17 protein-coding genes are annotated in these 12037 nt (G+C 53.0%); 7 read left to right on the top strand and 10 right to left on the bottom strand.

The window, feature by feature from the left end; translation table 11 throughout:
* Nucleotides 1–6: 6 nt before the first annotated feature.
* From AAZT04_RS14425 to AAZT04_RS14410, 4 genes are all read left to right on the top strand, one after another.
* A complete protein-coding gene (locus AAZT04_RS14425; protein WP_046374992.1) occupies nucleotides 7–372 on the top strand; it encodes a DUF596 domain-containing protein in 366 nt (121 codons plus the stop codon).
* A 105-nt stretch (nucleotides 373–477) separates the two neighbouring features.
* On the top strand, nucleotides 478–948 hold the full coding sequence (locus AAZT04_RS14420) for a hypothetical protein (protein WP_234529635.1): 471 nt from the start codon (nucleotides 478–480) through the stop codon (nucleotides 946–948).
* A gap of 3 nt (nucleotides 949–951) precedes the next feature.
* Complete coding sequence (locus tag AAZT04_RS14415) at nucleotides 952–1476, top strand: hypothetical protein (protein WP_242498824.1); 525 nt, start codon at nucleotides 952–954, stop codon at nucleotides 1474–1476.
* Between the two features lie 5 nt (nucleotides 1477–1481).
* Entirely contained in the window at nucleotides 1482–1856 is a 375-nt protein-coding gene (locus tag AAZT04_RS14410; protein ID WP_234529415.1) for a DUF596 domain-containing protein, read from the top strand.
* Between the two features lie 583 nt (nucleotides 1857–2439).
* Here AAZT04_RS14410 and speG read toward each other — a convergent pair.
* The 3 genes from speG to purM form a co-directional block, all read right to left on the bottom strand.
* Nucleotides 2440–2994 (bottom strand): spermidine N1-acetyltransferase, encoded by a 555-nt coding sequence (speG, locus tag AAZT04_RS14405; RefSeq protein ID WP_020828075.1) that lies wholly within the window; start codon nucleotides 2992–2994, stop codon nucleotides 2440–2442.
* Between the two features lie 131 nt (nucleotides 2995–3125).
* Entirely contained in the window at nucleotides 3126–3764 is a 639-nt protein-coding gene (purN, locus tag AAZT04_RS14400; RefSeq protein WP_260629890.1) for a phosphoribosylglycinamide formyltransferase, read from the bottom strand.
* On the bottom strand, nucleotides 3761–4801 hold the full coding sequence (purM, locus tag AAZT04_RS14395; RefSeq protein ID WP_115058298.1) for a phosphoribosylformylglycinamidine cyclo-ligase: 1041 nt from the start codon (nucleotides 4799–4801) through the stop codon (nucleotides 3761–3763). Before purM ends, purN begins: the two co-directional genes overlap by 4 nt.
* A gap of 255 nt (nucleotides 4802–5056) precedes the next feature.
* On the opposite strand from purM, the gene upp reads away from it, so the two are divergent.
* Together upp and uraA are read left to right on the top strand one after the other, a co-directional pair.
* On the top strand, nucleotides 5057–5683 hold the full coding sequence (upp, locus tag AAZT04_RS14390) for a uracil phosphoribosyltransferase (RefSeq protein ID WP_020828072.1): 627 nt from the start codon (nucleotides 5057–5059) through the stop codon (nucleotides 5681–5683).
* Between the two features lie 209 nt (nucleotides 5684–5892).
* A complete protein-coding gene (gene uraA, locus AAZT04_RS14385; RefSeq protein ID WP_020828071.1) occupies nucleotides 5893–7182 on the top strand; it encodes a uracil permease in 1290 nt (429 codons plus the stop codon).
* A 214-nt stretch (nucleotides 7183–7396) separates the two neighbouring features.
* Here the strand turns inward: uraA and AAZT04_RS14380 are convergent, their stop codons facing one another.
* The 3 genes from AAZT04_RS14380 to AAZT04_RS14370 all read right to left on the bottom strand — a co-directional run bounded on the left by AAZT04_RS14380 (nucleotide 7397) and on the right by AAZT04_RS14370 (nucleotide 8448).
* Nucleotides 7397–7645 carry a GlsB/YeaQ/YmgE family stress response membrane protein gene (locus AAZT04_RS14380; protein WP_002487967.1) on the bottom strand — a complete coding sequence of 83 codons (249 nt, stop codon included), beginning with the start codon at nucleotides 7643–7645 and terminating at the stop codon, nucleotides 7397–7399.
* A 28-nt stretch (nucleotides 7646–7673) separates the two neighbouring features.
* The gene (locus tag AAZT04_RS14375) at nucleotides 7674–8189 is read right to left on the bottom strand and encodes a hypothetical protein (protein WP_020828070.1); all 516 of its coding nucleotides are present in this window, start codon (nucleotides 8187–8189) and stop codon (nucleotides 7674–7676) included.
* Nucleotides 8190–8298: 109 nt separating this feature from the next.
* On the bottom strand, nucleotides 8299–8448 hold the full coding sequence (locus AAZT04_RS14370; protein WP_153263174.1) for a hypothetical protein: 150 nt from the start codon (nucleotides 8446–8448) through the stop codon (nucleotides 8299–8301).
* Here AAZT04_RS14370 and hda point away from each other — a divergent pair.
* A complete protein-coding gene (hda, locus tag AAZT04_RS14365; protein WP_041414814.1) occupies nucleotides 8418–9119 on the top strand; it encodes a DnaA inactivator Hda in 702 nt (233 codons plus the stop codon). The genes AAZT04_RS14370 and hda overlap by 31 nt on opposite strands.
* 16 nt (nucleotides 9120–9135) lie before the next feature.
* Here hda and AAZT04_RS14360 read toward each other — a convergent pair whose 3' ends face one another.
* The 4 genes from AAZT04_RS14360 to AAZT04_RS14345 all read right to left on the bottom strand — a co-directional run bounded on the left by AAZT04_RS14360 (nucleotide 9136) and on the right by AAZT04_RS14345 (nucleotide 11962).
* Nucleotides 9136–9675, bottom strand: coding sequence for a helix-turn-helix transcriptional regulator (locus AAZT04_RS14360; protein ID WP_197821620.1), 540 nt, complete (start codon nucleotides 9673–9675; stop codon nucleotides 9136–9138).
* 11 nt (nucleotides 9676–9686) lie between these two features.
* Nucleotides 9687–9917 (bottom strand): hypothetical protein, encoded by a 231-nt coding sequence (locus AAZT04_RS14355; protein WP_020828067.1) that lies wholly within the window; start codon nucleotides 9915–9917, stop codon nucleotides 9687–9689.
* A 199-nt stretch (nucleotides 9918–10116) separates the two neighbouring features.
* On the bottom strand, nucleotides 10117–10470 hold the full coding sequence (arsC, locus tag AAZT04_RS14350; RefSeq protein WP_020828066.1) for an arsenate reductase (glutaredoxin): 354 nt from the start codon (nucleotides 10468–10470) through the stop codon (nucleotides 10117–10119).
* A gap of 22 nt (nucleotides 10471–10492) precedes the next feature.
* Complete coding sequence (locus AAZT04_RS14345; RefSeq protein WP_261279879.1) at nucleotides 10493–11962, bottom strand: beta-barrel assembly-enhancing protease; 1470 nt, start codon at nucleotides 11960–11962, stop codon at nucleotides 10493–10495.
* Between the last annotated feature and the right edge of the window lie 75 nt (nucleotides 11963–12037).

Genomic DNA, 12037 nt, shown 5'->3' with positions numbered 1-12037 from the left:
TTCCATATGCTGTATAGCGATGAAGAATACAAGCTGTTTAGTGATGAACTAGAAGGAACATCTATTGGTACGGTGTGGTCAGCCATGAGAGCTGACAACTTTGAAAAAGCTGCAATGTCGTATGAAGAGAAAAAAGCTTATTTTTTAGAACTCCTACATCGACTTATGCAGGATGGGAAAATAAAGTTAGCCAACAGAGGCAAACTCTTGGAGGGAAGTGTCGCTGAGCAGATTGCACTGTATCGCGAGAGATTTCCCAAAAATCAAGAAGAAATGGACGCTGATGCCTTCGACGGATTCTGGTTTCTGACAGAGGAATGCCCTGGCGGCATTGTCTGGATCCATGACAGCGGTTATGAAGATTGGACCTGATATACACAGAAGCGGCTCCTCGGGGCCGTTTTCTACTTAATTCTTACGTCAAAAATACCAATATGCATAGTGAGATACGGTCTTATCGAGAAGAGGGTAACAGGCGTGCAGAGCAAGATTTTCCCGCTGGCGGCGGAGCTGGCCGGGGTCGTGATGCAGAGCACGCTGTTTGAACCCGCTAACCTCAATGAAAAGGAACGCCAGCTTTACCGTTTGCAGTATGCGCTGGATAATCAGAAAGATATTTTGGCCGCTGATAAAGGCGATGTTGCTGCAGCAAAACGTGTTGTGGCTCGCCGAGAAGCTGCCGCAATAGTGGCGACCGTTGGTGGCGGCGGTCTGGTACTTACTGCGGGAGGGAAGACGCTGGTGGGAGCTGCGCCAGAATTGGTTCTGGCTGTACGATTGGCGATTGCTGGCTGTAAAACCAACCCCGCGCTTTGTCTGAATCAAGCCGGTATTTTTGCGGCGGACATTGTGGCACCAGAGGCCATTATTCGTACGGGCGCCGTAACTACCGGCAGCACATTGATTCTGGGTAAAACCGAAGACAGTGTGAGGAAGTTGAGCCGATAGCTGGTGAACGCTTCCGATGAATTATACAAAACAAAAACGTTCAACACTCAGCCAGTTGCCGATTTTATCAAAGAAGAAATGGCTGTTGGGGCGAATTTGTCGACTAAAACGGCAGATTATCTGCGGGACATGCAGAAGGCTAATACTGACCAACTGGTTAAACTTTTCGATAAAACGCAGCCAGATGGTAGCGTAACAGTTTTTGGTAAGTCTATAGCTCAAGTTTTGGGCGAGGGCTGGAGCAATAAATACGGAACGACCAAAGTTTTTGCGACGGAAAAACTGTCAAGACAAGAAATCATCGACTACGCCCAATCGCTGGCAGGAGCCGTGCCATTGGAAGAGAAGAAAACCCCGAAGGGCATGGTTTACTTTGCAAAGAAAGATGGTGTCACTATCAATCTGAGGGAGTATTCAGATAGCAAGGAGCAAACAAAGGCGCGCTGGACTATTGATATAGTTGGCAAATCAAGTGTTGGAGACGCTGTAGGGCAGAAAGTAAAGAAAGTTGAAATAAAATTCAGGTGATTAGAATGAAACCAATAATCTCAGATTCATTATATGAAGAAAGAGCATATACGTTGGAAGGAATGGCCATTGATGCGCTTTGGGGGGGGAGTTGCCCAGATGAGGACATTTGGAATGATGCCTTCCCTTTTGAAGAGAAAAAAGAATATTTCTTTGCGTTTCTTCAACGTTTACTCGAGGACGGGAAGATCAAGCTGGCCAGCCGAGGCAAATTCTTGGAGGGAAGTGTCGCTGAGCAGATTGCACTGTATCGCGAGAGGTTTCCTAAAAATCAAGAAGAAATGGATGCCGATGCCTTCGACGGATTCTGGTTTCTGACAGAGGAATGCCCTGGCGGCATTGTCTGGATCCATGACAGCGGTTATGAAGATTGGACCTGATATACACAGAAACGGCTCCTCGGAGCCGTTTTCTACTTAATTCTTACGTCAAAAATACCAATATGCATAGTGAGATACGGTCTTATCGAGAAGAGGGCAACAAGCGCGCAGGCAAGATTTTCCAGTACGCGGCGGGTCGTCGGTCATTAATTCAAGTCTCACCCCTTGTCGTCAACGATGGTAGCTCCGAAGATAAACTGGTGAAGAATGAAGGGGCAAGAGCAGCGGATCCCATCCAGTTAAAATCGTTTAACATTTCATCCTTCAGCAATCGAAGGGGCCAGGTATTTGGCAAAGAGTGATAAACGTATTTGTGTACTCCTGCCGGGGAGAATAAAAGCAAAATTATTAACCTCTGGCGCGGCGATTGCGTGGTCACTGGATACTATTTACCCGACGTTAATCATGAATTGTTATTCAACATCTGCTGGTGCGGTAACTTTTGTCGCACACAATACTTCGGCAGCGCCAATTACAATTAACGCACGAATTTGCGTAAGCGGTATATCGAAGTCGTTTTTATAAAACGGGCATGGAGTTAACTGCAGCGCCTGAAAAACCCGCTCTCGCGGGTTTTTTATTGTCACTTAACCAAAGGTTGATCGCTGGCGGCGGTTTTGAATTTCGCCATGTACTGCGGCTGGAAGATGCACATGCGCAGCACGGTACGGTATTCACCGTTAACGAAGAATTCGTCAATCAGCTCGCCTTCGACTTCAAAGCCCAATTTGCTGTAGATGTGGATTGCCTTCGGGTTTTCTTTATCGACGATCAGGTACAGCTTGTACAGGTTCAGTACCGAGAAACCGTAGTCCATCGCCAGTTTGGCGGCGATAGTGGCGTAGCCTTTGCCCTGATGCGTCGGGTCGATGATGATCTGAAATTCCGCGCGGCGGTGGATATGGTCGATCTCCACCAGTTCCACCAGCCCGACCTTGGCACCCTGGTGTTCGATGATAAAGCGGCGTTCGCTCTGGTCGTGGATATGTTTGTCGTAGAGATCGGAAAGTTCTACGAAGGCTTCATAGGGTTCTTCAAACCAGTAGCGCATCACGCTGGCGTTGTTGTCCATCTGATGGACAAACGTCAAATCATCCCGTTCCAGTGGGCGTAGCCTGACGTTGGTAGTGCTGGACATGGGGGTTCCTCAATGTCGTTATAGATAGGGGCGGTTGCCACTGTGGGCAAGTATAACGTCGGCGATGGGTTGCGGCGAAAAAAAAACGGCGCCGTGAGCGGCACCGTTTAGAAGGGGTTAAGATTGGCTTTTTAGTCTGCCGCATGCCCTTGTTCGGGCAGGCGCTCGCCATCCAGCCAGGCGGCGTTATCGTGCATCGCCAGGCGGCCTTCGACAAACCAGTTCACCACCAGCGGGTAAAGGGTATGTTCCTGAGCCTGTACCCGTTCAACCACCTCGTCTTCCTCGTCACCGGGGAAGATTGGCACCTTGGCCTGCAGGATCACCGGGCCGCCGTCGAGCTGTTCGGTCACGAAGTGCACCGAAGTGCCGTGTTCGCTGTCGCCGTTGTCGATGGCCTGACGGTGAGTATGCAGCCCAGGGTATTTGGGCAGCAGGGAAGGGTGGATATTCAGCATGCGTCCGGCATAGCGCTGCACGAACTGCGGGCTGAGAATGCGCATGTAACCGGCCAGCACCACCAGGTCCGGTTGGTATTGGTCGATGGCATCCGCCAGGGCGACGTCAAACGCGGCCCGGTCGGCAAAGGCCTTGGCGTCCAGTGCATGAGCGGCAATACCTGCCGCTTCTGCACGTTGCAAACCGTAAGCCTGCGCCCTGTTGCTGAACACCGCCACAATCTCGCCGGCAATTCTGCCCTGCTGGCAGGCGTCAATCAGCGCCTGGAGATTACTCCCCTGGCCGGAGACCAACACCACGATCTTTTTCATCCGTTGATGACCACTTGTTGTTCGTCAGAAGAAGCGGTCAGTTTACCGATCTTCCACGCTTTTTCACCGGCTGCGGTCAACAATGCGATGGCGGATTCCACGGCTTCTTCCGGCAGCGCGATCACCATGCCCACGCCACAGTTAAAGGTGCGGTACATTTCGTGACGGCTGACGTTGCCGTTTTGCTGCAGCCAGTTGAAGACGGCCGGCCATTGCCAGCTGGATTCTTCGATCACGGCCTGCATGCCTTCCGGCAGCACGCGCGGGATGTTTTCCCAGAAGCCGCCACCGGTCAGGTGGGCGATAGCGTGCACGTCGATTTTCTCGATCAGCTCCAGCACCGATTTCACGTAAATCTTGGTCGGCGCCAGCAGGTGGTCCGCCAGCGGTTTGCCTGAAAGTAAGGTAGTGGTCGGGTCGGTGTTGCTGACTTCCAGAATTTTGCGTACCAGCGAGTAGCCGTTGGAGTGCGGGCCGGAAGCGCCCAGGGCGATTAGGGCGTCGCCGGACTGCACCTTGCTGCCGTCGATAATCTCGGACTTTTCGACCACGCCGACGCAAAAGCCGGCCACGTCGTAGTCTTCGCCGTGGTACATGCCCGGCATTTCAGCGGTTTCACCACCCACCAGAGCACAACCAGACTGCTTACAGCCTTCGGCGATGCCGGTGATCACGCTGGCCGCGGTGTCCACGTCCAGTTTGCCGGTGGCAAAGTAATCCAGGAAGAACAGCGGCTCAGCGCCCTGAACCACCAGGTCGTTCACACACATTGCGACCAAATCGATGCCGATGGTGTCGTGTCGTTTCAGGTCCATCGCCAGACGCAGCTTGGTGCCTACGCCGTCGGTACCGGAAACCAGTATCGGCTCGCGGTATTTCTGCGGCAACGCACACAGGGCGCCAAAACCGCCCAGACCACCCATCACTTCCGGGCGGCGGGTCTGTTTTACTACACCTTTGATGCGGTCTACCAATGCATTGCCAGCATCGATATCGACACCTGCGTCTTTATAGCTGAGAGAGGTTTTGTCGGTCACTGCGCGATCCCCACGACGGTTTGCGGTTTGAATACTGTGCTTCCGGCATTGATTCCGGAATAAGGCGCGGCAATTCTAACAGCGCAGGCAAACGTTTGCGAGTGGCTTGTGAACCAGCTCCGCTTTTTCGTCATCTATACTGTTATTCAAACTTTTGTTGATCCCGATCGGGCTATTGTGGGTGGCGCAGTCGGCAAAAGGAGGTATAATCCGGCGATTTTTTTGGCCGTAAACCACCTTAATAGGAGAAAAATGATGAAGATCGTTGAGGTGAAACACCCGCTGGTGAAACACAAGCTTGGCCTGATGCGTGAAAATGATATCAGCACCAAACGCTTCCGTGAGCTGGCCTCAGAAGTGGGTAGTTTGCTGACCTATGAAGCGACCGCCGATCTGGAAACAGAGAAAGTCACCATCGATGGCTGGTGCGGCCCGGTTGAAATAGACCAGATTAAAGGGAAAAAAATTACCGTTGTGCCTATTCTGCGTGCCGGTCTGGGCATGATGGAAGGGGTACTGGAAAACGTACCGAGCGCACGTATCAGCGTGGTTGGCGTTTACCGTGACGAAGAAACTCTGGAGCCGGTGCCGTATTTCCAAAAGCTGGTGTCCAACATCGAAGAGCGTTTGGCACTGGTTGTCGACCCTATGCTGGCTACCGGCGGCTCGATGATCGCCACTATCGATCTGCTGAAGAAAGCCGGCTGCAACAGCATCAAGGTGCTGGTGCTGGTTGCCGCGCCGGAAGGGATCGCCGCGCTGGAGAAAGCGCACCCGGACGTCGAGCTGTATACGGCCTCTATCGATCAATGCCTGAACGAGAAGGGCTACATCGTACCGGGCCTGGGTGATGCGGGCGACAAGATATTTGGTACCAAATAAACAAAAATAAAGCCGACTGATGAGTCGGCTTTTTAATGCTCGTCGTCTTTCAAGCTACAGCGTTGTTGTCTGCGGGTGCTAACCCCAGTCACTTATTATAAATAAGCTCCTGGGGATTAACGCCCTTGCCGCCTAGCTGTAACTTGAAATCCATTGAGCATATATCTTTAGGCTTACACAACTGATAACGACCCAGAGGAAAAACATCCATGACCCGTCGCGTGATAGGCGTAAGCGAACGCCCGCCGCTACTCCAGACTATTCCGCTCAGCTTCCAACACCTGTTCGCCATGTTTGGCGCGACCGTGCTGGTGCCTATTTTGTTCAAGATTAACCCGGCGACGGTGTTGCTGTTTAACGGCGTCGGAACCTTGCTGTACCTGTTTATCTGCAAGGGCAAGATCCCGGCCTATCTCGGCTCCAGCTTTGCGTTTATTTCCCCGGTGCTGCTGCTGTTGCCGTTGGGTTATGAAGTGGCGTTGGGCGGTTTTATCATGTGCGGGGTGCTGTTTTGCCTGGTCGCGTTGCTGGTTAAAAAAGCCGGTACCGGCTGGCTGGACGTCATTTTCCCTCCGGCGGCGATGGGGGCGATTGTGGCGGTCATCGGCCTGGAATTGGCCGGTGTGGCGGCGAACATGGCGGGCTTGTTGCCGGCTGACGGCGTCAGCGCAGACACCACTACCATCACTATCTCGCTGGTGACGCTGGGCGTGACCATCCTGGGTTCCGTGCTGTTCCGCGGTTTTCTGGCGATTATCCCGATCCTGATCGGTGTGCTGGTAGGGTATGCGCTGTCGTTCTTTATGGGCGTGGTGGATCTGACCCCGATCCGCGAGGCGCACTGGTTCGCGCTGCCGACGTTCTACACCCCGCGTTTTGAATGGTTCGCCATCTTCACCATCCTGCCGGCGGCGCTGGTGGTGATCGCCGAGCACGTCGGCCACTTGGTGGTGACTGCGAATATCGTCAAAAAAGACCTGCTCCGTGACCCTGGCCTGCACCGTTCAATGTTCGCTAATGGCATATCGACAGTGATTTCAGGCTTCTTCGGTTCCACACCAAACACCACCTACGGTGAGAATATCGGCGTGATGGCTATCACCAAGGTATACAGCACCTGGGTGATCGGCGGCGCGGCGGTTCTGGCCATTCTGCTGTCCTGCGTCGGTAAACTGGCGGCGGCTATCCAGGCGGTACCGGTGCCGGTGATGGGTGGTGTCTCTTTGCTGCTGTATGGGGTGATCGGCGCGTCAGGTATTCGTGTGCTGATTGAATCCAAAGTGGATTACAACAAGGCGCAAAACCTGATCCTGACCTCGGTGATCCTGATTATCGGCGTCAGCGGGGCCAAGGTGCACATCGGTGCTGCCGAATTGAAAGGCATGGCGCTGGCGACCATCGTCGGCATCGGTCTCAGCCTGCTGTTTAAGGTCATCAGCCTGTACCGCAAGGAAGAGGAAGTGATCGAAGCCCCGGACGAGTCGGCCGAACAGAAGTAGTAAGGAAAACGGGCAGCCAATGGGCTGCCCGTCAGATTATTGACAAAGGGGATAAAAGCGTGGTTTTTCCCCTTTGTGTTATCAGCCGAAAATCAATAAATTGATTTTCCTGATTTATTTTCAAAACCTTTAGCGCCAGCCGTCAAACATTATATGTTTGTCAGCCGTCTCACGGGCAGCCAATGGGCTGCCCGTTTTGTTGATGCGCAATAAATTAACTGCGGATTTTACGGTATACAAACAGCACCACGATGGCACCAATCACCGCCACCACGAAGCTGCCGAAGTTGAAACCGTCAACTCTGCCGTAGCCAAAGAAGGTACTGATATAGCCCCCAACCACGGCACCGACGATACCCAGGACAACGGTCAGAATAAAACCGCCGCCGTCTTTGCCTGGCATAATCCACTTGGCTAAAATACCGGCGATCAGACCGAAGATAATCCAGGAAATAATCCCCATTTACTGCTCCTTTCTTTATTGCTAAGTATTATTGTTGTGCGGCCGGCGGGGTATTTTCTTTCCCTGCTGCGTCGGCATCACTTTTTAATTCTTCCGCTTTATTTTCTGCGCTGTTTTTAATCGCTTCGGTTTTCGCTTTAGCTTGCTCGGTCAAATCATTGGCACCATTAATGGCATCGTTCTTAATGGTTTTAGCCTGATCGACCAACTGCTGGCTTTGCTTGCTGGCATCCTCTTTGATGGCGTCAGCCTTAGCTTTCGCATCATTGGTGATGGCATCTGCCTGCTTGGCGGCATCGTCTTTGATTGCCGAAGCCTTGTCTTTCAATTGGTCGGCCTGAGTGGTGGCCTCTTTCTTGATGTCCTTGGCCACTGCGGCGGCTTTATCGGTCAGATCGTCCGCTTTTTTCTGTGCGGCATCTTTCATTTGCTCAGCGCTGTCTTTGGCTTTTTCAAGATTGGCGTCGACTTTGGATGAGTCATCACAGCCGGCAAGCAATAGCCCAATGATTGAGGCCAAAAGCACTTTATTCCATACTTTCATTGTCTATATCCTTGTAGAAACCTTGTTTAAGGAGATTGCGTTTCGCCCCTCTATACTAGGATAACTCTTGGATAAAATACAAATTTCACCGGTGAAAGTCGTTGGCAATTTAATCTTGCTGCTGAGCGTTGTTCACTATTACGCCATAAAATCCTGCCGGTTCAACAGAGCCCGTTTTCTGTGGTAGACTTACCGCGTTTTCCTGCCAGTTTTGGTTGAGGTGCTTTTCTGAATACGCCGGCACAGCTTTCACTGCCACTTTATCTTCCCGATGATGAGACTTTCGCCAGTTTTTATCCGGGGGAGAACCCATCCCTATTGAGCGCGATCCAGTCCGCCGTTCGTCAGGAACATGGCAGCTATATCTATTTCTGGTCACGCGAGGGCGGTGGGCGTAGTCACCTGTTGCATGCGGCCTGTGCGGAGCTTTCGCAGCGCGGTGAAGCCGTGGGCTATGTGCCGCTGGATAAGCGAGCCTATTTCGTGCCGGAAGTCTTGGACGGGATGGAGCAGCTGGCGCTGGTGTGCATCGACAATATCGAATGCATTGCCGGTGACGAAGAGTGGGAAATGGCGATCTTTAATCTCTACAACCGCATTCTGGAAACCGGCCGCACGCGCCTGTTCATTACCGGCGATCGTCCGCCACGTCAATTGAACCTTCATTTACCCGACCTCGCTTCTCGCCTGGACTGGGGGCAAATCTACAAGTTACAGCCGCTGTCAGATGAAGAAAAACTGCTGGCCCTGCAATTGCGCGGCAAACTGCGTGGCTTTGAGCTGCCGGAAGACGTCGGTCGTTTCCTGCTGAAGCGGCTGGATCGCGAAATGCGCACCTTATTTATGACCCTGGATCAACTCGATCACGCCTCGATCACCGCCCAACGCAAGCTGACCATCCCGTTTGTGAAAGAGATCCTCGGGTTATAATTCTGGCTCGCCAGGCTCAATTCTCGCCGTGCTCCAGCAGGGTTACGTAGCTATCGATCTGGCTGCGTTGATTGTTGGCCCGGAGCTGCAACGCTAAATTGATATTTTCCAGATACTGCGCATTCTCGGCCAGTGCCTGGCCAATTTTCCCCTTGCTTGCCAACCAGGCCGCAACGCTATGCCAACGCCACAAAGGGGATGACCCCTTAAGCCTTTGAATGGGAGAAGGGAAGTCTCCAGAGCCGCGAGTACCGTCCTTTAGCATCGCGATAGCTTGCCGAGACATGCCGGTGAGTGCTGCGATATCACTTAATCCTACCAGATGAGAATCGACTGCCATTACCTGCGCGTCCAGACCGGCGGATTCGATATTTTTGATGGCCCCAAGAATGGCGTTGGCGAAGCTATCGCTTTCTCTATCGAACTCCACGTAAACCGCTTTGCCATAGAAACAAATCAACCCGTCATCGCAACCACTGGCGTAGAGAGCATCTTCCAAACCCGGAGTTTGCGACGTCACGCCGGAGAGTGTTAACGAGAAATTATAGAGCGCCATGATGACCTCCTTTATCCTTTCTGGGAAAGAGCCAGACATTCATCGACTTTACGGCGTATCTGTTTGGCATGTTGTTCTGGGTTCTTCGGCGTAGACCAGATACTCATCATATGCTCCCTGTGCTGAGGAAGAGCGCACTGGAGGCGGCCGAACGCATGTCCATTACTGGCGCGAAATAACCAACCCTGCGAAATGGCATAGGCTAACGCAGCCTGAATATGTTTATTAGGATGGTTTTTCATCACCTGCCTGCCGTCTTTATTGAGGATATTTTAGCTGTTGACATATGTCAACGCTGGCTGTGAGTTAATACAACACACCGGGGGGATAATATCAGTCAGGACTCAGGGGGATGATGAAAAGTATTTATATAACAATCAATTAAAAATAGCCCAGGTAAGGGCTATTATCATAATGTTGCTCAATAAAGTGCCGGGAGACTTACAAAATCTCCAGCACCTGTTCCGGTGGCCGACCGATGCGTGCCTGGGTGCCTTTGACCACGATGGGACGCTCAATCAGCTTTGGATTGTCTACCATTGCCTGCAACAGTTGGGCTTCGCTCAGGCTTTCATCCGCCAGCTTCAATGCCTTGTACAGATCTTCTTTTTTGCGCATTAACTCGCGTGCGGAACTGAAACCCAGTTCTTTCAGCAGTTTCTTCAGTTGGTCTACCGACGGTGGCGTTTCCAGATACAGCACCACGTCGGGCGTCACGCCATGCTGTTCCAACAGCGCCAGGGTTTCACGGCTCTTGGAGCAGCGTGGGTTGTGGTAAATAGTGACGTTTTTCATTTAACTTCATCCTTTATGAAAATCAGCTGCGCTGGTACTGGCGGAAACGCTGTTGCAACTGGCGCAGTTGGTCGATGCGAGCATCATAACGCGCCTGTTTCAGGCTGCCGAGTTTTTGCAGTGAACTGGCATTGCTGAGCAAGCCAATAGCCTGATCGAGACGGCCGGTCAGGGCCAGGCTTTCGGCACGGGCGGAAAGCTCTTCATCGCGTAGCCCCTGTGCGGCGCTGGCCTGCGCCAGCAGATCCCAGGCGTTGGGATCGTCCGGATGGGCGAAGGTGTAACGGTTGAGAATTTTTGACGCCTGCGCCGGTTGGTTACCTTCCACGTAGGCGTTGGCCAGGTTGAGTTGCAGCACCGGGTTGTTGCTTTGAGCGGCATTGGCGGCCTGCAGACGGGCAATCGCCTGCGGCGCACGTTTCTGACCGAGGTCGATATCGGTCATCAGATCGATCAGCCAGACGTTTTTCGGATCTTGCGTCAGCAGTGGCTGAATGATGTTACGGGCATCGTCATACTTTTTGGCCTCGTAGAACAAAATGGCGCGGCCATATTTGGCTGCCGTCTGCTCGCGTATGTTACCTTTGCTGTAAGTATCGAGCAGCTCTTCACGCAGGCCGTACCCCTCTGAGCTGTACATACCAAGCGAACGCACCTTGGCCATCAGATAATCCTGCGTCGATTGCACCAGGTGCTTGGGCATCTGGTTGGCGCGGTTGCGCGCATCGGACAGGCGGCTGTCGGGCAGGGGGTGGGTCAACAGCATTTCCGGCGGTTTGGAGGCGTAGCGTGACTGATCGGACAGCTTTTGCAAAAAGTCGGGCATGGCTTCAGGATCGAACCCGGCGCGTTGCAGCACCTGAATGCCAATACGATCGGCTTCCTGTTCGTTCGATTGGGTAAAGCTGATCATGCCTTGCTGGGTGCCGGCCAGAGTGCCGCTCAACGCCGCCATCCCCATGGTCGGGTTGGCCATCGCCAGCAGGATGGAGCCAAGGGCGCCTACCCAGGTCAGCGGGGCGTTGCGTTGCTGGTCTTCCATCGCACGCGCCAGGTGGCGTTGAGTCACGTGCGAGATTTCGTGTGCCAGTACCGAGGCGAGTTGGCTTTCGTTGTCGGTTTCGCGGAACAGGGCTGAGTGCAACACCACGTTACCGCCAAAGAAGGCGAAGGCGTTGATCTCGTCGTTGCGCACCAGATAAAAATGAAACGGCGTGCGTACCGAATAGGCGCTTGCCACCAACCGGTTACCCAATTGGTTAATATATTGTGTGAGTAGGGGATCGTTGATCAGGGGCGCGCTGGCGCGCAGCTGACGCACGTAGAAATCACCCATCGCCATTTCCTGGCCAATACTCAGGGTGCCACCCGCAGAGGTGCCCATATCCGGCAGTTGATCCTGGGTTTCCGCCTGCACCGGCGCCAGCGCCGTGGCGTTGAGTGTGCCGAGCAACAGTACTGCAATCGCTGTTTTGGTCAACCGGGTGGTCATAGTCAGGCCTTTCCCTTAAATAGTCATCTCTAAGACGTCAGCATCACACAAGAGTTCTTCTTCCTTGCCGGACTC

The organism is Serratia sp. Je.1.23.a (genome assembly GCF_051129805.1).
Classification (GTDB): domain Bacteria; phylum Pseudomonadota; class Gammaproteobacteria; order Enterobacterales; family Enterobacteriaceae; genus Serratia; species Serratia liquefaciens.
The sequence above is the reverse complement of the archived record's forward strand: the minus strand, read 5'-3'. Positions and strand labels throughout refer to the sequence as shown.

Excerpts from the sequence above, each read along its gene's own strand:
- AAZT04_RS14425 (WP_046374992.1), top strand. The coding sequence starts at position 7 with ATGCTGTATAGCGATGAAGAATACAAGCTGTTTAGTGATGAACTAGAA.
- AAZT04_RS14410 (WP_234529415.1), top strand. The coding sequence starts at position 1,482 with ATGAAACCAATAATCTCAGATTCATTATATGAAGAAAGAGCATATACG.
- speG (WP_020828075.1), bottom strand. The coding sequence starts at position 2,994 with ATGTCCAGCACTACCAACGTCAGGCTACGCCCACTGGAACGGGATGAT.
- purN (WP_260629890.1), bottom strand. The coding sequence starts at position 3,764 with ATGAAAAAGATCGTGGTGTTGGTCTCCGGCCAGGGGAGTAATCTCCAG.
- upp (WP_020828072.1), top strand. The coding sequence starts at position 5,057 with ATGAAGATCGTTGAGGTGAAACACCCGCTGGTGAAACACAAGCTTGGC.
- uraA (WP_020828071.1), top strand. The coding sequence starts at position 5,893 with ATGACCCGTCGCGTGATAGGCGTAAGCGAACGCCCGCCGCTACTCCAG.
- AAZT04_RS14380 (WP_002487967.1), bottom strand. The coding sequence starts at position 7,645 with ATGGGGATTATTTCCTGGATTATCTTCGGTCTGATCGCCGGTATTTTA.
- AAZT04_RS14375 (WP_020828070.1), bottom strand. The coding sequence starts at position 8,189 with ATGAAAGTATGGAATAAAGTGCTTTTGGCCTCAATCATTGGGCTATTG.
- AAZT04_RS14360 (WP_197821620.1), bottom strand. The coding sequence starts at position 9,675 with ATGGCGCTCTATAATTTCTCGTTAACACTCTCCGGCGTGACGTCGCAA.
- AAZT04_RS14355 (WP_020828067.1), bottom strand. The coding sequence starts at position 9,917 with ATGAAAAACCATCCTAATAAACATATTCAGGCTGCGTTAGCCTATGCC.
- arsC (WP_020828066.1), bottom strand. The coding sequence starts at position 10,470 with ATGAAAAACGTCACTATTTACCACAACCCACGCTGCTCCAAGAGCCGT.
- AAZT04_RS14345 (WP_261279879.1), bottom strand. The coding sequence starts at position 11,962 with ATGACCACCCGGTTGACCAAAACAGCGATTGCAGTACTGTTGCTCGGC.